We start from the raw sequence: 18,325 nt of genomic DNA, 5'->3' as shown, positions 1-18,325 counted from the left end.
GGAAATATTCCGAACCGTTGTCCCGCAACGATCAAGGGCGGCTGGTGAGGTACCCGCCCATGTGCGTGAAGTACTCCGCGGCGGCCAGCTCCCGGCCGTCCTCGGTCCGGACGCGCTTGACCAGCAGCGCGTGGTTGCGCCCCCGCCGCGCCAGCGCGCCCGCGACGATCGCCACGCCGTCGCCCTCGCGGTAGAAGATCCGGCCGGGCGTGCCGCCGTACCGCTCCTTCGACACCTCGGCCTCCAGGATCTCCAGCCGCTTGCCCCGGTGGAACGCGAAGGCGCTCGGGTACGGCGGGCACTGCGCGCGGACCAGCCGGTCCAGCTCCTCGGCCTCCCACGTCCAGTCGATGCGCAGGTCCTCCTCCGCGCGCTTGTGGAAGAAGCTGGCCTTGGAGCGGTCCTGCTTGGTGAAGTCCGTGCGGCCCGTGGCGATCTCGGCCAGGCCGTCCACGGTGATCGGCCCGAACAGCTCCAGCGTCTTGTGGAACAGGTCGGCCGTCGTGTCGCGGGGGCCGACCGGGACGGCGCGCTGGAGCACGATGTCGCCGGCGTCCAGCGTCTCGTCCATCAGGTGCGCGGTGACGCCCACCTCCTTCTCGTCGTTGATCAGGGCCCAGATCAGCGGCGAGAAGCCCGCGTAGGCGGGGAGGAGCGAGTCGTGCACGTTCAGCGTGCCGTGCTTGGGGAGGCCGAAGACGTGCGGCGGGATCCACGTGCGCCAGTTCGTGGCGACGATGACGTCCGGGTCGACCTCCTTGAGGCGCTGGAACAGCTCGTCGTCGTCCGGGCGGTTGCGGATGATCGTCTCGACGCCGTGCTCGGCGGCCAGGTCCGCGACCGAGTCGCTCCAGATGCGCTCGTAGGCGTGGTCGCTCTTCGGGTGGGTGACGACCAGCGCCACCTCGTGCTCCGAGTCCAGCAGCGCCTGGAGCGTGCGGTGACCCCAGGTCTGGTAGCCGAACATGACGACCCGCATGGAGCTCCTCCTTGGATAGGCTCGCCTAACTTATCGAACCCTAACCTAAGTAGCCGTGGGTTAGCCTTCGCGGGTGATCCTTGATCTCAAGCTGGTCGGCGGGCGGGTCGTGACCATGGACCCGGCCCGGCCGACGGCGTCCGTGATCGGTGTGTGGGCCGGGAGGATCGTCGGCCTGGACGACGACGTCGCCGACCTGCCGGCGCGCCGCGTGGTCGACCTGGACGGCGCGGTCGTGCTGCCGGGGTTCGTCGACGCGCACAACCACCTGGCGTGGGCGGGCCGTGCGGCCAGGACCGCCGACATCTCGTCGTGCCGGACGGTCGCCGAGGTGCTCGACGTGCTGCGCGGCGCACCGCGTTCGTCGGGCTGGGTCGAGGTGGCGGGCTACGACCACCGCGTCCTCGACCGCCCCCTGACCTCCCGCGACCTCGACCCGGTCGGCCCCCGCGTCTACGTCCAGGACCTCTCGGGGCACGCGTGCGTCGTCAGCGGCGACGTGCTCGACGTCCTGCCCGCGGCCGTCCTGCGCGACGCCCAACGCGACGCTTCCGGCGCGCCCACGGGTTTCCTGGCCGAGGGCGCGCAAACCGCCGTGCGCGCGCTGCGCCTGCCGTACTCCCTGGACGACATCGCCGCCGACGTCGAGGCGGGCGCGCGCCAGTGCCTGCGTGAGGGCATCGTGCTGGCGGCGGAGGCGGGCGTGGGCGGCGGCCTGATCGGCAGCAGCCCGCTGGAGGTCGAGGCGTACCAACGCGCCGCGCTCCCGATCCGCGTCCAGCTCATGATCTCCGCGGACCGGTTGGAACCGGTGGCCGCCCACGCCGCCGACGGCATCCGCCGCGCCGTGCCGCTGGGCCTGCGCACCGGCCTGGGCGACGAGCGGCTCTCCATCGGCCCGCTGAAGCTGTGGACCGACGGCGGCATGATCGCCCGCACGGCCGCGCTGACCCGGCCGTACGAGGGCATGGACACCGCCGGTCAACTGCAGGACGACCCGGACGTGATGCGCGCGGCGATCCTGGACGGCCACGCCGCCGGCTGGCAGCTGGCCGTGCACGCCATCGGCGACCGGGCCGTCGACTTCGCCCTCGACGCCCTCGCGGAGGCCCAGCGGGCCGTTCCGCGCCCGGACGCGAGGCACCGCATCGAGCACTGCGGCCTCGTGCGGCCGGACCAACTCGACCGCATCGCGGCCCTCGACGTGATCCCGGTGGTCCAGCCGACCTTCCTGTGGGCCTACGGCGACGACTACGCGAACATCATGGGCCCGGAGCGGACCCCGTGGATGTACCGCGGCAGGTCGTTCCTCGACCGGCGGATCACCGTCGCCGGCAGCTCGGACCGCCCGGTCGCCGACGGGGCGCCGCTGCGCGCCATCCAGTTCATGGTCGAGCGGAGGTCCCGTTCAGGCCAACCGATCGGCCCGGCGGAGGCGACCACGGTCCACGAGGCGCTCACCGCCTACACCGTGAACGCCGCCTACGCCTGCCGCATGGAGCACGAGCTGGGCACCATCACCCCGGGCAAGCTGGCCGACTTCACCGTCCTGGAGGCCGACCCCCTGACCACCGACGTCGACAGGATCGCCGACATCGGCGTCGCCGCCACGGTCGTCTCCGGCGACTTCGCCCACAACCCCGCCGCCTTCTGACGGGCTCGATCCGACGTGGGCCCCACGTCGGATCGAGCCCGCGGCGATCACGCGCTCATCCGCCAGTGCACCACGTACCCGGCGGCCTCCGCCGCGATCAACGCGTCCAGCTTCGCGAGGTTCGTCCGCCGCGACATCCGGAACGCCCGCCCCCGCCGCGCGTCCAGCACCAGCGGCACCGCGCCGGGCAGCGTGTCCGCCATCGTCTGCTGGAGGATCCGCAACCCGACGTTGGCCGCCTCCTGCGTCAGGGGCGCCTCCTTCACGTACACCAGCACGGCCGCCCGCGACCCGTCCGGCAGCCGCAACCCCAGGTGCGGCCGGACACGCAGCGCCAGCTCCCCCGCCTGCCACCGCGCCGCCCCCGTCGGCACGCCGGTGGCCCTGGTCGCCAGCAGCCAGGGCAGGAACCCCTCCCGCAACTCCTCGAACGCCCTGGGCTGACCGGCGCGCGGGTGCCGGTGCGCCTCCTCCACCGCCTTGTCCAGCTCGGCGGCCGGGTCGGGCGAGTTCGCCGCCCGCCGCATCGCGTCGCGCATCGGGTTGTAGAACCCGGCCACCCACTGCTCGGGGGCGAGGTAGACGCGGCGCTGCTCGGACACGATGCTGATCCGGCCACGCTGACCGCTCATGGCGTACTCGGTGAAGGACAGGGCGGTGACGCTGATCGGCTCCACGGCAGGCTCCCCTCGGCGCTCGAACTCACGTTCGATTCTACCGCCGGGGTCCGACAATCCGGGCCGCCGCGAACCGGGAATCCGCAGGTGGCACGCTATCGGCCTAGTCTCGCGAGGGGGGCGGCGCGGGCACGGCCTAAGCTGCCGGCCCGGGGAAGGAGCCAGCCGTGGACGAACGACCGGACATCGACCTGACCAGGCCGAGCGCGGCCCGGGTGTACGACTACTACCTGGGCGGGGCGCACAACTTCGCGGTCGACCGCGAGATGGCCGAGCAGGCGATCAGGATGTGGCCGGACGTGCCGCTGATCATGCAGGCGAACCGGGCGTTCCTGCGCCGTGCGGTGCAGTTCTGCGTGAGCAGGGGCGTGACCCAGTTCCTCGACCTGGGCTCGGGCATCCCGACGGTGGGCAACGTCCACGAGGTCGCCCGCGAGGCCGACCCGGAGTCCCGCGTGGTGTACGTCGACAACGACCCGATCGCCGTGACCTACAGCCGGACCATCCTCGGCGACGACCCGCGGACCACCGTCGTGCAGGAGGACCTGCGCCACCCGGACGACGTCCTGGCCGTCCCGGAGGTCGCGGCGCTCCTCGACTTCGACCGCCCGATCGCCGTGATGATGGTCGCGGTGCTGCACTTCGTCCAGGACGACCCGACGAAGATCGTCGCCGCCTACCGCGACGCCGTGCCGTCCGGGAGCTACCTGGTGATCTCCCACGCGACCCACGACGGCCAGGACGAACAGGCCGACGAGCACACCGCCCTGTACCGCCGCCGGACCGCCACCCCCATGACCATGCGCTCCAAGGGGGAGGTCGAGGCCCTGTTCGACGGTTTCGAGCTGGTCGACCCGGGTGTCGTCCACCTGCCCCTGTGGCGACCGGCCTCACCGGAGGACGTGGCCGACCACCCGGAACGCTTCGCGGGCCTGGCCGCGGTCGGCCGGAAGCCGTGATCCCCTGACCTGGCCACGCAGGTCAGGGGCTTGCACATCCAGCGCCCCCGGCAGGATTCGAACCTGCGACCTCGGGATTAGAAGTCCCTCGCTCTCTCCACTGAGCTACGGAGGCTGGAGGGGCTGTCGACCACGCGCTGTAGCAGCGTAGCCGCCCCACCGGACACATCGTCCGGAAGACTCGTCGCGTTTCCGTCCCGGCACCCGAAGGGTGATCAAGATGGCAGGAAAGTGATGTGTATCACATCAATGGGGCGGTCGAGTCGCGCGTGACGAGGGTTACCGGCAGTCTTGTCGGCCCTCCCGGTCTGCCGCCGTCCAGCAGGCGCAGCGCCAGTTCCCCGGCGTGCTTACCCTTCTCGGCGAGGGGTTGACGCACCGTAGTCAACGGCGGGTCCGCGTGCTCGGCCGCCGGCACGTCGTCGAACCCGATCACGGACACGTCGGCGGGCACGCGCAGCCCCAGGTCCCGCACCGCCTGCAACGCGCCGAACGCCAGCTCGTCCGAAGCGCACAGCAGCGCCGTCGGCCGGGGTGTCGCCGAGAGCAGGTCCCGGGCACCCGCACGACCCAGCTCACGGCTGCTCCGCGCGCACTCCCACACCGGCGTGCCCGCCCCGGTCACGTCGAGGTACCCGTGCAACCGGTCGCGCGTCACCCGGAACGACGTCGAGGCCAGCCGCTCGGGCGTCACGCGCCCGTTGTACCCGTCGGGGTGCAGCGCGAACGCCACCACGCCGAACCGCCGGTGCCCCGCCTCCCACAGCGCCGCCGCCGCCAGCCGCGCCCCGCCGAAGTCGTCCACCTCGACCCGCGCGGTGTCCGGCAGCACGGGCTGGTCGATCACCACCATCGGCAGCCCGCGCGCCCGCGCGGCCGCCAGGGCCGGCGCGTCGTCCGGCAGCGAGTACGCCACCACGACGTCGGCCTGCGCCCGGGCCACGGTCTCCGGCCGCGGCCCGCCCTTGTCGCGCCCCGGCATCAGCACGAGGCAGTGGTCGTGGCCGTCCACGGTGGAGGCGAGCCCGTCGAGCACGACCGACAGCGCCGCGTCGGCGAACGACGCCGACAGCCCCTGCCCGAGCATGAACCCGACGGCCGCGCTGTGCCGGGTCGCCAGGCTGCGCGCCACGGGGTCCGGCCCGGCGTACCCCATGGCCGCCGCGGTCTCCAGGATCCGCTCGCGCAACGCGGCGGACAGCTGGTCCGGCCGGTTGTAGGCGTTGGACACGGTGGCGCGCGACACGCCGACCGCGCCGGCCACCGTGTCGAGCGTCGGCTTGCGAGGGCGGTCCACGTGATGAGCCTAACCAGGTAATCGGTTGGACGTTCTGAAGCGCTCTAGTTCACACTCGTGGTCATGCCCACCCCACGTCTCGCCGTCTTCGCGGTGTTCCTGTTCAACGGGGCGCTGTTCCTGTCCTGGGCCGCCCGCATGCCCGCGCTGGCGGCGCAGGTGGGCGCGACCGAGGCCACGCTCGGCCTCGCCCTGTTCGGCGCCAGCGTCGGCCTCGCGTCGACCGCACCGTTCGCCGCGCGGATCTGCGCGCGGGTGGGCGCGCGGCGGTTGATCGTCGTCGGCGCGACGGTCACCGTCCTGGCCGTGCCCGGGCTCACGCTCGCCGGGTCGCCGTTCCAGCTGGGCCTGATCCTGTTCGTCCTCGGCGCGTGCGGCGCGTCGCTGGACGTCGGCATGAACGTCGCCGCGGTGTCCGTGACGCGCGCGCTGGACCGGCCGCTGATGCCGCAGTTCCACGCGGGGTTCAGCGTCGGCGGCCTGGTGGGGTCGTTGGGCGCTGCGGCCGCCGCGGCCGCGGGCTGGGGGCTGACCAGGCACCTCGTCACGGTCGCGGTCATCGGCGCGGTCGTCGTGGTGTGGGTGATCAGGGCCGTGCCGAACACGACCGGCGACACCGCCGCCGCGGTCGAATCCGATCGGCCGGTGCTGAAGCGCCCCCTGCTGTGGCTGCTCGCGACGATCACGCTGTGCTCGGCCATCGCCGAGGGCGCGGCGTCGGACTGGTCGGCGCTGTTCTTCGTCACCGAGCGGGACGTCAGCGAGGCCGCCGCTGCCGCCGCGTACTCCGGGTTCTCCATCGCGATGGCCGTCGCGCGGCTGTTCGGCGAGCCCGCGCAACGCCGGGTCGGCCCCTACCGGCTGCTCGCGTCCGGCGCGGTGGTCGCCGCGGCCGGGTTGGCGCTCGCGGTGCTGGTGCCGTTCCCCGCCGCGGGGTACGTCGGGTTCGGCCTCGCGGGCCTCGGCCTCGCGTTCGCCTTCCCGGTGATCATGGACCTGGCCGGTGACGCCGGCAGGCGCGCCGACGGCACGGGCGGCGAGCGCGAGATCGGCCTGGTCACGACCGTCGCCTACACCGGGTTCCTGCTCGGCCCGCCGCTCGTCGGCGGCATCGCGCACGCCGCGGACCTGTCGGTCGCGCTCGGCCTGGTGGCGTTCGTGGTCGCGCTGATGGTCCCGGCCGTGCTGCTGGCCCGCCGGTCGCGAGGCCGCGAGCTCACGCGATCGGCAGCCGGTTCAGCGCTGCCTTGAGCATCGGCCGCATGGCCGCGAGCATCTGCTCCGGCACGCCGCCGGCCTGGGCCATCCCCACGAGGACGGTGCGGTTGGCGTTGACCGCCAGGGTCGCGGTGCACGCCATCTCGCCGCCGCTGAGCTCGCACAGCTCCCAGGTCGAGTGCCCGTCGACGACCACCTCGTGCCCCTTGGCCTGCCGCGACTGCACCTGCTCGTACTTCTGGTAGAGCGCGACGACCACGGTCCGCCCGACCGGCGTGCCGTCGTCCAGCACGTACTGGCACGACTCCTGGATCACGTCGTCCTTGCGCGCCGGCTCCTTCTTGAACGGCCCGATGGACTTCAGGTCCGGCGCGGTGAGCAGGGAGCACGGCTCGACGCCGACGACCGTGCGCGGCTTGGCGACCTTCGGCGCGCCCGGGGGCTCCGCCGACGTCGACGTCGGGGCGACCCCGGCCGCGGGCAGCGGGTCTCCGTTGACGGAGTAGCTGCACCCCGCCGACAGGAGCAGGGCGAGGGCCACCGCGGGCGCCGTGCGCGATCCGGTCACATCCGGCAACGGTAGCGGGTGTGATCTGCGCACGTCCGGCGGTTGGTAGCGGTGTGGCCACGCCGCCTACCCTCGTGACGTGCCCACTGAAGCGCCTCCCCGCACCCGGCGGACCGGTCTCGTCCCCCTGCTGATCGTCGGCACGGCGATAGCCGCGCTCGTGGCGGCGGGGCTGCTCGTCCTCACGGGCGGCGACGCGACCGGGTTGATCGTGGTGCGCGTGCTGACCGAGACCGCCGGCGTGGTGACGATCGGCTCGCTGCTGCTGGCCGCGTTCCTGGTGCCGCCGCAGGACACCGGCACGCTGGCCGCCGACGGCTACGCGGCCGTGCGCACGGCGGGCTGGGCGTCGTTGGTGTGGACGGTGGGCGCGGTGCTGTCGGTGCCGTTCACGGTGGCCGACGCGCTGGGGCAGCCGGTGACCACGATGCTGGACCCGTCGGTGCTGGTGCAGGTGGCCGGGCTGGTGGAGCAGTCGAAGGCGTGGATGATCACGGCGGTGCTCGTGGCGCTGCTCGCGCTGGGCTGCCGGCTGGTGCTGTCGTGGGGCTGGACCGTGCCGCTGTTCCTGCTGTCGGTGTTCGCCCTGATCCCGGTTGCCGTGACGGGGCACTCGTCCGGTGGCGGGTCGCACGACGTGGCCACGAACAGCCTGCTGTTCCACCTGATCGGGGCGGCGCTGTGGGTGGGCGGCCTGATCGCGCTGCTGGCGCACGGCCGGCGCGGCGGCGACCACCTGGGCCTGGCCACGGCCCGGTTCTCCCGGCTGGCCCTGGTCTGCTGGGTCGTGATGGCCGCCTCCGGCGTGATCAACGCGTGGGTGCGCCTGCCGCTGGACCAGCTCTTCACCAGCGACTACGGCCTGCTGGTGCTCGGCAAGACGATCGCGCTGGTGGTGCTGGGCGTCGTGGGCTACTTCCAGCGCGAGCGGAGCGTGAAGGAGGTCGTGGCCACCGGCTCCGGCCGGTCGCTGGTGCGGCTCGCGGGCGTCGAGGTGCTGCTGATGTTCCTCACGCTGGGGCTGGCCGCCGCGTTGAGCCGCACGCCGCCGCCGGTCGAGGGCCGGGTCCTGCCGAGCGCGGTGGAGCTGCGCATCGGCTACGACCTGTACGGCGCGCCGACGTTGTGGCGGCTGCTGTTCGACTGGCGGTTCGACCTGGTCTTCGGCACGGCCTTCATCGCGCTGGGCGTGGTCTACCTGCTGGGCGTGCGGCGGCTGCGCCGTCGGGGGGACGCCTGGCCGGTGGGCCGCACGATCGCGTGGGTCGCGGGGTGCCTGACCGTCGTGTTCGCCACGTCGTCGGGCGTGGGCCGGTACGCGCCGGCGATGTTCAGCATCCACATGGAAGCGCACATGCTGCTGTCCATGCTGGCGCCGATCCTGCTGGTCCTGGGCGGTCCGGTGACGTTGGCGATGCGCGCGCTGCCGACGGCGGGCAGGGGCAACCCACCGGGGCCGCGGGAGTGGCTGCTGGCGTTCGTGCACTCGCCGGTGGCGAAGGTGCTGACCAACCCGTTCGTGGCGCTGGCGCTGTTCGTGGGCTCGTTCTACGGCCTGTACTTCTCGGGGCTGTTCGACGCGGCGCTGGACTACCACTGGGCGCACCTGGCGATGAACGCGCACTTCCTGCTGGTCGGCTACGTCTTCTACTGGCCGGTGATCGGCATCGACCCGGCACCGAACCGGCTGCCGCCGCTGGGCCGGCTGGGCCTGCTGTTCGCCTCGATCCCGTTCCACGCGTTCTTCGGCATCGTGCTGATGAGCTCCCAGACCGTGATCGGCGACACCTTCTACCGCTCGCTCGGCCTGCCGTGGGTGACGTCGCAGCTGGAGGACCAGCGGCTCGGCGGCGGCATCGCGTGGGCGGCGGGCGAGCTGCCGCTGATCGTGGTGATGGTGGCGCTGCTGGTGCAGTGGGCCAGGTCCGACTACCGCGACGCCCGCCGGGCGGACCGGCGGGCGGACGCGGACGGTGACGCGGACCTCGCCGCGTACAACGCGATGCTGCGCAAGATGTCGGGCAAGGACTAGAGCGGGCGGCGGAAGCCCTTCACGGCGAGGAACCACCCGGCGGCGGCCAGCACGGCGCTCGTGGCCAGCGCCCCCACGACCCCGGTCACCGGCTGGGCCAGCGCCAGGGACCGGGCCGCGTTCACCGCGAACGTCAGCGGGTTGACGTTGGCGATCGCCTGGAGCCAGCCGGGCAGGCTGTTGACCGGCACGTAGGCGCTGGAGGCGAACATCAGCGGGAACATCGCCAGGAAGCCCACGGTCTGCATCAGCTCGGCGTTGCGCAGCCAGGCGGCGACGGCCAGGAAGATCCAGCCCAGGCCCCAGCCGACGGCCAGCGCCAGGGCGAGCGCGGCGAGCGTGCCGACGACCCCGCCGGCGGGGGAGTAGCCGAACACCACGACCGCGAACAGCATCATCAGCAGCAGTTGCGCGGCGGTGCGGACCAGGTCGGACAGGCTGCGGGCGACCAAAACGGAGCTGGACTGGACCGGCAGCGAGCGGAACCGGGCCAGCACGCCGTTCTTCATGTCGGTGACCAGGCCGACGCCCGCCTGCAACGCCGACTGCATGGCGGTGTTGACCAGGATCGCGGGCATGAGGAAGTCGATGTAGGCGACACCCCGCGGGAAGCCCGGGGTGTTGGCGATGCCGGCGAAGATCTGGCTGAACAGGGTCAGCATGATCAGCGGTTGCAGGATGCTGAACACGATCATGCGCGGGTCGTTGACCAGCGTGCGCAGGGACCTCTGGGTCAGCACGAGCACCTGGGTGCCGAAGGCGGTGCCGCGCCAGCGCGGTGCGGCGGAGAGGGTGGTCATCGGGTGGCTCCTGTTCAGGCCGCGTGCTGCGCGAGGGTGAGGTAGACGTCGTCGAGGGTCGGCTCGCCGAGGGCCAGTTCGGTGGCCTCCAGGCCGACCTCGTCCAGCGCGCGGACGACCGTGGCCAGCTCGCGGGACGAGGTGACGGGCGCGGTCAGCGTGTTTCGCGCCGGCACGGGGTGCAGGCCGGCCCGTTCGAGGGCTCCGGTGGCCTTGGGCACGTCCGAGGCGTCCGCCAGGGTCACGGTGACCGTGCGGCGGCCCACCTGGGCCTTCAGCTCGGAGCTGGTGCCCGCGGCGACGACCCTGCCCTGCGAGAGCACCGTGATGGAGTCGGCCAGCCGATCGGCCTCGTCGAGGTACTGGGTGGTGAGCAGGACCGTGGTGCCGTCGGTGACCAGGTTCTCCACGATCTCCCACAGGCCGAGGCGGGCGGCCGGGTCCAGGCCGGTGGTGGGCTCGTCCAGGAAGATCACCTCCGGGTGGCCGACCAGGCTCGCGGCCAGGTCCAGCCGTCGGCGCATGCCGCCGGAGTAGGTGCGCGAGGGCCGCTTGGCCGCGTCCGCCAGCCCGAACAGCTCCAGCAGCTCCGCGCCCCTGGCCCTGGCCTCGCGGGTGGTCGCGCCGAGCAGCCGGGCGATCAGCACCAGGTTGTCCAGGCCGGAGAGCTGCTCGTCCACGGAGGCGAACTGGCCCGTCAGCCCGATCCGGCTGCGGACCTGGTGCGCCTGGGTGACGACGTCGAACCCGGCCACCGCCGCCCGGCCGGAGTCCGGCGGGAGTATCGTCGTGAGCACGTTGACCAGCGTCGTCTTGCCGGCCCCGTTGTGGCCCAGGAGCCCGAGCACGGTGCCCTTGGGCACGGCGACGCTCACCCCGTCGAGGGCCTTCTGCGCACCGAACGCCTTGCCGACGTCGGTCGCTTCGATCATCAGGTCTGCCATGTCGCCTTCCCCCTCAGTCCTGCTTCAGCACGCCGTGGAGGAACAGCTCCACGAGCTGGTCGGCGTCCGCGGTGGAGTCGCCGAAGCCGTCGCCTTGCATGCGGTTGGTGAACACGAGCCCGAGCAGCAGCCGTGCGGCCAGGGACGGGTCGACCCGCAGGTCGTCGTCCGGGCCGAACAGCGTCGCGACGTGCTCGGTGATGCGCTGCATCTCGACCGGCGGGCCCTTGCGCTCGCCGTGGCCGTCGCGCGGGTCGTAACCGGAGTCGCGCAGGACGCTGACGAGCTTCCACATCCGGTCGAGGTAGCCGGTGACCGCGCCGATGGCCTGGGAGAGGCGTTCGGCGAGGGCCGTCGCCCGTCCCGCCCGCTCGATCAGCTCCAGCTCGGCGTCGATCTCCAGCACGCTCTGCACGCAGGTGCGGATCAGTTCCTGCTTGTCCTTGAACGCCCGGAAGACCGTGCCCTCCGCGATGCCGGCCGCCTTGGCGATCTGGCTGGTCGTCACGTTGGCGCCGTGCGCGAACAGCAGCGGGACGGTGGCGGTGACGATCGCCCGGCGGCGGTCTTCGGTGCTCATCGCGGGGGCGCGGCGGCGGCGGGTGGTGTCCTCGGGCATGTCACCAGGTTATGAGTGAGTCCTCACTCATGTCAACGAGTGAGTGCTCACTCATTGCGATTATGCATGCTCCGACGAGTTGTCCACAGATCCGGAAGCGGTGCTGTCCACCGCCCCCGACCACCGGCAATCTGGTCCCAGCGGATCACCACCAGGAGGCGGACATGGCTTACAACGAGACCCGGGTCACCATCTGCGGCAGCGTCGCCGGCCCGGTCACCCACACGAAGGTCGGCACGGGGTTCAGCCGGGCGAAGTTCCGGCTGTTCACCGCGGAGCGGGTGTGGGACCAGGAGCAGCGCACGTGGGAGGACGGCGCGCGGATGTTCCTGTCGGTGTCGTGCTGGCGGATGCTCGCGGACAACGCGCAGGCGTCCTTGGCCAAGGGTGACCCGGTGGTGGTCACCGGCCGGTTGACGATCAAGGAGGTCGAGTACGAGGGCGCGGTGCGGCCCGTGGTTGAGCTGGAAGCGACGGCGATCGGGCCCAACCTCGCGCTGTGCACGGCCACGTCGGTGCGCACCAGGCAGTCGGCGGACGCGGTCGAGGCGCGTGCCGCTCCCGAGATCGCCGCACCCCGCAAACCGGACGAGCTGCCGTTGGTCCTCCCGGGTGAGCCGGAGCGCCCGAAGGAGGTGGCCGAAGTGCCGTTCTGAGCCAATCGAGCTACAAGGGCTCCCCTCGGCCGGATCTGGACGGAGAATGCGCGGGCAGTCGTCGCCGTTGCGAGCGTGGAGGAGGGAGGTCGTCGGGCCGGCGCCAGGGCCGGGTCCGCACGCAGGCATCGGGGGGTTGACAGCGCACCGAGTTCGCGCATCCGGTCGGAGCCGCTGGTCGCAGGGTCGCGCCAGGCCCGCCGGACGGTCGTGTTACGTCTGTGGGTGACCCACGTTCGCGTTAACTCTGCGTTGTGCCCACGTCCGTTGCCGGCGTCCGAGGTTCGGGCCCGATCGGCACCGCTCTACGATCGCGGGCATGGCCGAGTACGTCTACACCATGAAGAAGGTGCGCAAGGCGCACGGGGACAAAGTCATCCTGGATGACGTCACCATCATGTTCCTCCCCGGTGCGAAGATCGGCGTGGTCGGTCCGAACGGCGCCGGCAAGTCGAGCGTGCTGAAGATCATGGCCGGCCTGGACACACCGGGCAACGGCGAGGCGTTCCTCTCGCCCGGCTACACGGTCGGCATCCTCCAGCAGGAGCCGCCGCTCAACGAGGAGAAGACCGTCCTGGGCAACGTCCAGGAGGGCCTCGGGGAGATCAAGGTGAAGCTCGACCGCTTCAACGAGATCGCCGAGAAGATGGCCGTCGACTACTCCGACGAGCTGATGGAGGAGATGGGGCAGCTCCAGGAGGAGTTGGACCACGCGAACGCGTGGGACCTCGACTCCCAGCTGGAGCAGGCGATGGACGCCCTGCGGTGCCCGCCGCCGGACGCCGACGTCAAGAAGCTCTCCGGTGGTGAGCGCCGCCGGGTGGCGCTGTGCAAGCTGCTGCTGAGCAAGCCCGACCTGCTCCTGCTCGACGAGCCCACCAACCACCTGGACGCGGAGAGCGTGCTGTGGCTGGAGCAGCACCTGGCGCAGTACCAGGGCGCCGTCCTGGCCGTCACCCACGACCGGTACTTCCTCGACAACCTCGCCGAGTGGATCCTGGAGCTCGACCGCGGCCGGGCCCACCCGTACGAGGGCAACTACTCGACCTACCTGGAGAAGAAGGCCGAGCGGCTGGCCGTCCAGGGCAAGAAGGACCAGAAGCTCCAGAAGCGGCTCAAGGACGAGTTGGAGTGGGTCCGCTCGGGCGCCAAGGCGCGCCAGGCCAAGTCCAAGGCCCGCCTCGGCCGCTACGAGGAGATGGCCGCGGAGGCGGAGAAGACGCGCAAGCTCGACTTCGAGGAGATCCAGATCCCGCCGGGCCCGCGCCTGGGCAACGTCGTGGTCGAGGTGGAGAACCTCAAGAAGGGCTTCGGCGACCGGGTGCTGATCGACAACCTGTCGTTCAGCCTGCCGCGCAACGGCATCGTCGGCGTCATCGGTCCCAACGGCGTCGGCAAGACGACGCTGTTCAAGACCATCGTCGGCCTGGAGGAGCCGGACTCGGGGACGGTCCGCATCGGTGAGACGGTCAAGCTGTCCTACGTCGACCAGAACCGCGCGGGCATCGACCCGAAGAAGAACGTGTGGGAGGTCGTCTCCGACGGCCTGGACTACATCCACGTCGGCAACGTCGAGATGCCGTCGCGGGCGTACGTCAGCGCGTTCGGCTTCAAGGGCCCGGACCAGCAGAAGCCGGCGGGCGTGCTGTCCGGCGGCGAGCGCAACCGGCTCAACCTGGCCCTGACGCTCAAGCAGGGTGGCAACCTGATCCTGCTCGACGAGCCGACGAACGACCTGGACGTCGAGACACTGGGCTCGCTGGAGAACGCGCTGGAGCAGTTCCCCGGCTGCGCCGTGGTCATCTCGCACGACCGGTGGTTCCTCGACCGCGTCGCCACGCACATCCTGGCGTGGGAGGGCACGGACGAGAACCCGTCGCAGTGGTACTGGTTCGAGGGCAACTTCGAGGGCTACGAGAAGAACAAGGTCGAGCGCCTCGGCGCGGAGGCGGCCAGGCCGCACCGCGTGACCTACCGCAAGCTCACACGGGACTGAGAGCCGGGTACCTACATCGTGGCGGCGAGGGGCGAGGCGCAGGCGGACGTCGAGGTGAGCACGCTGGTCGTGCCCGCCTGGCGGTTGCGTTGGCGGGCACCGGAGCTCGCTCTGGTGCTGGGCGAGCGCGCGGTCGCGCTCGCCTCCACCCGCCGTGACGAGGTCGACCGGTTGCGCGCGGAGGCCCTGGTGGTCTTCGCGAGCAACCGCATGGGCCGGGGCGTCCGCATCGCGGACCGGGCGTTGGACGCCCTCAAGGCGGCCGAGGTCGCGTCCGAGCGGGAGACGGCCTGGCGGCTGCGGGTGGAGCTGGCCGACAGCGCCAGGTCGGTCGGCGCGCCCCTCACGGGGTTCGCCGCCGTCCGGCCGGTGCTGGAGGCCGACGACGTCCCGCCGGGCCTGCGCGCCACCGCGCTGGTCCAGGCGAGCGAGTGCCTGGTGTCGGTGGGCCGCGGCGCGGCGCTGGCCAGGGCGCTGGACGAGGCGGACCAGCTCTACCAGGCCGATCCGCTGCTGGACCACGACACGACCCTGCTGCACCGGGGCCTGCTCCGCGCGTCCGCCGCGGGTCAGCACCGCCGTTGGGGCGACCTGCCGGCGGCGGTCGCCGCGGCCCGCGACGGCCTGGCGGTGCTGGACGGCCTGAAGGAGGCGCGGACCGACAACGGGCAGGTCCGGGGCAGGCTCACGGTCGAGCTGGTGTGCGCCCTGCTGGACCTCAACAAGCCGGGCGAGGCGTCCGAGGTCGGCACCCCGCTGCTGGAACGCCCGGTGCGAGCGCCGTCCGCGTCGACCGCCGGGTGGCTGCGCCTGGCCCTGGCGACCAGGGTGCACCTGCCCGCCGGCCGCGTGGACCAGGCTCGTGACCTGCTGCGCGACGTCGCGGACAGCGCCGAGCGCCACCAGCTGGACACCCTGCTGGCCGAGAGCCTGCTGGCCTTGGCGCACGTCCACGAGGTGGCGGGCGACCTGGCTGAGGCCCTGGCCAACCTGCGCTCCGCCCACGCCGCGGAACGCCGTCGTGCCCGCGCGGTCTACGCGGTGCGGGCGAGGCTGGCCGCGGAGTTCGCGGGCGTGCACCGCCAGCCCGCCGGCGGCCTGCACGACGAACTGGCCGCCCTGCTGCGCACCGGCACCCCGTCCGCCGTCGCGCCCACCGACCCCGACCTGGCGCCCGAGGTCAAGCAGCAGCTGCGCCAGTGGCGCCCGGTCCAGATGCACCGCAACGAGGGCATCCGGGTCAAGCGCCGCCGGGCCGCGGAGGACATGACGGTCGAGGGCCTGTCCGCCGCGAGGGCTCACGCCGCCGACCGCTGGCGGCTGGTCCAGCCGTTCGGCGAGACGGAAGCCGCCGCCGAACCGGGGGGTCGCCGCCGGGCACCGGAGCAGGACCAGGAGCAACGCCCCACCCAGGGCCGCCCGGAACACGCGCGGAGCATCCAAGCGCGCCCCACCACGCCTCCCCGGGGCATCCCCGTCGCCTCCCAGGAGGGCGCCGTCCCCACTCCGGTGCCGCCGACGCCCCCGGCATCGGCGACCGCAGTGCCCCCGCCCCACCCGGCTGCACCCACCGCCACCGACGTGCCCGCGAGCGGCGCCGGCGACGTGACCAACCCGGAGCCCACCTCCGGTCCCGCGCCCGCCGACCGCCACGCGGTCGAGGGCGCCGAGGACACGCCTGCCGCCTTCGCCGGGTTCCCGCCCGACGACGCGGCCGCCGCGCCGGTCGAACCGGCGGTGGACGCGACCACCCCGGCCGACGTCCCAGCCGACCTCCCGGAAGGCGAGCGGAGCGTCCCCGCGGCCGGCTTGATCGCCGCAGCGGGTGCGGTCCGCAGCGGTCGGCGACGGGCCGCCCGGGAGGCCGCCGAGGAAGAGGGTGCGCGGGAAGCCGGACCCGACTCGAGCGTGCTGGACACCTTGAAGGCGGCCGGCCTGCTCGACCCACAACGCGCCGGCGGCCGGCGACGTGCTCCCGACGCCGGTCCCGACCCGGAACCGGCCACCACCACCGAGGGCACGGCCACCCAGCCGCAACCAACCCCACAACCTCCGACCACCCACCAACCGCAGCCCACGCCCCACCACGGACCTGTGTCACACGCCGAGCCCGCACCGCACCCCGAACCCGCGCCGGGGTCCGCGCCCGCACCGCAGCCGGGGTCGCCGCTGCGCCCTGAGCCCGCACCGGTGCTCGCGCCCGCGCCGAACCCCACGCCTGCGCCGCACCTCGAACCCGCGCCGCACCTCGAACCCGCGCCGCACCCTGAACCGGCACTGCGGTCCGAGGCCGCGACGCACCTTGCGCACACGCAGCACACCGCGCCGGCATCGCACTTCGAGCCCGGACTGCGCCCTGAGCCTTCCCCGCGCCCCGAGCCTGCGCTGCCCTCCGAGCCCGCGCTGTACCCCGAACCCGCAGCGCACCCCGAGCTTGCGCCGCACTTCGAGGCTGCATCGCACCCTGAGGCTGCGTCGTACCCCGAACCCGCGCCGCACCCTGAGGCTGCGTCGTACCCCGAACCCGCGCCGCACTTCGAGCCTGCGCCGCACTTCGAGCCTACGCGGCATCCCGACTCCACCCTGCATCCCGACTCCGCACTGCGGCCCGAACCCGTGCCGCAGCCGGAGCCACTGCCGGAGCCCCTGCCGCAACGGCAGCCGCTGACCCGGCCCGATCCCGTGGTGCTGTCCGAGTCGCCGTCCCAGCCGGAGCCGGGGGCGCGGGAGCCGTTGTCGCAGCCGGTGCCGTTCCCCGAATCCCTCGGTCACGCGGGGCCGGTGTCGTCGCCTGAGCCGCCGTCGCACGTCGAGCCGTTCCCGGGTGCGGGGCCGTTGCCGTACCCCGAATCGCTGTCGTACCCGGAGGCTGTCGACCTCACCCCCCAGCCCGAGCCGCCGTCCGAGCCGGTGCAGTGGCGGGTCGAGCCGCCGGCCCGGTTGCGGGGTGAGCCGCCCGTCGACATGTTCGACTCGCCCACGATGGTGCAGCCCGTGATCCGTGACGACGTCCCCCCGGTCGGTCTCGGGGCGGCCTTCGTCAAGGGGCCGCTCATCCCGACCGCCCGCGTCCCCGACCCGCCCGACCACCCGTTGCCGCCGGTACCGGACTTCGGCATGTCTGAACCCCTGCCGACCGCCCCCGACGAGGTCCGGCCGCTCTTCCCCCCGGCGGACGCGAACGTGCCGGCACCCGAGCCGGTCCAGCCCGAGCCGGTCCAATCCGAGCCCGTCCAGCCCGAGCCCGTCCAGCCCGAGCTGATCCGGCCCGAGCCGGCGCCGCTCCGGTTCAGGCCGACCGGGTTCCTCGGCGCGGCGGACGTGGAGCACGACGTCGAGCCCGACATCCAGCCCCACATCCAGCACGACGCCGCGCCGGCGCCCGCCCCCGACCCGGCCGAGCCGAAGGAGCCGACGGGCGAGACGCCGAAGGAGCCCTTCGTCACCGCCGTCGTGGTCGGCGGCAGGACGATCGACCTGCCCGCCATCGCCGAACCGGCCCCGCCGACCTCCGACACGCCCAGCGCCACCCGCGCCTCGCGCCGCCACAAGAGCGACCTGAGCCTGGCCGAACTCCTCGCCGAGGCCCTCGTCGCCTACGAGGACGCCCGGCGCGAGGACGAGGCCGCCGGGCGCGTCGAGGTCGACGAGGACACCGTGCCGCTCCCACCTGTCGGGACGCCGCCACCGGCTTCCGACAACGAGACCACGGCTCCCATCCTGCGCGTGGACCCGCCGCACCGGTTCGACACGTGGACGCTTCCCGAATCCTGAACCGATTTGAGGTTCTAATAAGGTTTCCCGCCGGTAACAAAGCCGGGAAAAGGCCATGTCATCGGTGAATTCCGCGTTTTGCGGGAGGTTGTTCGATTCAGTGCGAGGGTGGCGGCGAACGGGTTCGCGGGCGTCTGGTTAAGTGGTGCGCG

Annotated in this window: 14 protein-coding genes and 1 tRNA gene; 7 read left to right on the top strand and 8 right to left on the bottom strand. The window is 72.7% G+C overall.

All coding sequences use genetic code 11. The features are described 5' to 3' along the window. Positions 1 to 31: 31 nt before the first annotated feature. The gene (locus ACIGNX_RS05180; protein ID WP_396536497.1) at positions 32 to 979 is read right to left on the bottom strand and encodes a methionyl-tRNA formyltransferase; all 948 of its coding nucleotides are present in this window, start codon (positions 977 to 979) and stop codon (positions 32 to 34) included. Between the two features lie 73 nt (positions 980 to 1,052). On the opposite strand from ACIGNX_RS05180, the gene ACIGNX_RS05175 reads away from it, so the two are divergent. Next, positions 1,053 to 2,633, top strand: coding sequence for an amidohydrolase (locus ACIGNX_RS05175; protein WP_396536495.1), 1,581 nt, complete (start codon positions 1,053 to 1,055; stop codon positions 2,631 to 2,633). A 47-nt stretch (positions 2,634 to 2,680) separates the two neighbouring features. Here the strand turns inward: ACIGNX_RS05175 and ACIGNX_RS05170 are convergent, their stop codons facing one another. Further along, on the bottom strand, positions 2,681 to 3,310 hold the full coding sequence (locus tag ACIGNX_RS05170) for a hypothetical protein (RefSeq protein ID WP_396536493.1): 630 nt from the start codon (positions 3,308 to 3,310) through the stop codon (positions 2,681 to 2,683). A 167-nt stretch (positions 3,311 to 3,477) separates the two neighbouring features. Here ACIGNX_RS05170 and ACIGNX_RS05165 point away from each other — a divergent pair, with 167 nt between their 5' ends. Further along, positions 3,478 to 4,269, top strand: coding sequence for an SAM-dependent methyltransferase (locus tag ACIGNX_RS05165; RefSeq protein WP_396536491.1), 792 nt, complete (start codon positions 3,478 to 3,480; stop codon positions 4,267 to 4,269). A gap of 42 nt (positions 4,270 to 4,311) precedes the next feature. Here the strand turns inward: ACIGNX_RS05165 and ACIGNX_RS05160 are convergent. Then, positions 4,312 to 4,384, bottom strand: a tRNA-Arg gene (locus ACIGNX_RS05160). A gap of 126 nt (positions 4,385 to 4,510) precedes the next feature. Continuing rightward, positions 4,511 to 5,566: a LacI family DNA-binding transcriptional regulator gene (locus ACIGNX_RS05155; protein ID WP_396536489.1), complete on the bottom strand. Its 1,056-nt coding sequence runs from the start codon at positions 5,564 to 5,566 to the stop codon at positions 4,511 to 4,513. A gap of 63 nt (positions 5,567 to 5,629) precedes the next feature. Between ACIGNX_RS05155 and ACIGNX_RS05150 the strand changes: the two genes are divergently transcribed. Continuing rightward, complete coding sequence (locus ACIGNX_RS05150; RefSeq protein ID WP_396536487.1) at positions 5,630 to 6,817, top strand: MFS transporter; 1,188 nt, start codon at positions 5,630 to 5,632, stop codon at positions 6,815 to 6,817. Here ACIGNX_RS05150 and ACIGNX_RS05145 read toward each other — a convergent pair. Then, positions 6,783 to 7,352 carry a DUF3558 family protein gene (locus ACIGNX_RS05145; RefSeq protein ID WP_396536485.1) on the bottom strand — a complete coding sequence of 190 codons (570 nt, stop codon included), beginning with the start codon at positions 7,350 to 7,352 and terminating at the stop codon, positions 6,783 to 6,785. The genes ACIGNX_RS05150 and ACIGNX_RS05145 overlap by 35 nt on opposite strands. A 79-nt stretch (positions 7,353 to 7,431) precedes the next feature. On the opposite strand from ACIGNX_RS05145, the gene ACIGNX_RS05140 reads away from it, so the two are divergent. Beyond that, entirely contained in the window at positions 7,432 to 9,384 is a 1,953-nt protein-coding gene (locus tag ACIGNX_RS05140; RefSeq protein ID WP_396536483.1) for a cytochrome c oxidase assembly protein, read from the top strand. Here ACIGNX_RS05140 and ACIGNX_RS05135 read toward each other — a convergent pair. The 3 genes from ACIGNX_RS05135 to ACIGNX_RS05125 are packed head-to-tail and all read right to left on the bottom strand — an operon-like array spanning position 9,381 to position 11,747. Then, a complete protein-coding gene (locus ACIGNX_RS05135) occupies positions 9,381 to 10,184 on the bottom strand; it encodes an ABC transporter permease (RefSeq protein ID WP_396536481.1) in 804 nt (267 codons plus the stop codon). The genes ACIGNX_RS05140 and ACIGNX_RS05135 overlap by 4 nt on opposite strands. A gap of 14 nt (positions 10,185 to 10,198) precedes the next feature. Beyond that, positions 10,199 to 11,128, bottom strand: a complete 930-nt coding sequence (locus ACIGNX_RS05130; protein ID WP_396536479.1) for an ATP-binding cassette domain-containing protein — start codon at positions 11,126 to 11,128, stop codon at positions 10,199 to 10,201. 13 nt (positions 11,129 to 11,141) lie between these two features. Continuing rightward, the gene (locus ACIGNX_RS05125) at positions 11,142 to 11,747 is read right to left on the bottom strand and encodes a TetR/AcrR family transcriptional regulator (protein WP_396536477.1); all 606 of its coding nucleotides are present in this window, start codon (positions 11,745 to 11,747) and stop codon (positions 11,142 to 11,144) included. Positions 11,748 to 11,911: 164 nt separating this feature from the next. On the opposite strand from ACIGNX_RS05125, the gene ACIGNX_RS05120 reads away from it, so the two are divergent. From ACIGNX_RS05120 to ACIGNX_RS05110, 3 genes are all read left to right on the top strand, one after another. Continuing rightward, a complete protein-coding gene (locus ACIGNX_RS05120; RefSeq protein ID WP_396536475.1) occupies positions 11,912 to 12,403 on the top strand; it encodes a single-stranded DNA-binding protein in 492 nt (163 codons plus the stop codon). 319 nt (positions 12,404 to 12,722) lie between these two features. Continuing rightward, positions 12,723 to 14,399: an energy-dependent translational throttle protein EttA gene (ettA, locus tag ACIGNX_RS05115; RefSeq protein ID WP_396536473.1), complete on the top strand. Its 1,677-nt coding sequence runs from the start codon at positions 12,723 to 12,725 to the stop codon at positions 14,397 to 14,399. 18 nt (positions 14,400 to 14,417) lie between these two features. After that, positions 14,418 to 18,173: a hypothetical protein gene (locus ACIGNX_RS05110; protein ID WP_396536472.1), complete on the top strand. Its 3,756-nt coding sequence runs from the start codon at positions 14,418 to 14,420 to the stop codon at positions 18,171 to 18,173. The last annotated feature ends 152 nt before the right edge of the window (positions 18,174 to 18,325 follow it).

The organism is Actinosynnema sp. NPDC053489, from assembly GCF_044544865.1.
Lineage (GTDB): Bacteria > Actinomycetota > Actinomycetes > Mycobacteriales > Pseudonocardiaceae > Actinosynnema.
This window is presented reverse-complemented; position numbering and strand designations above follow the sequence as displayed.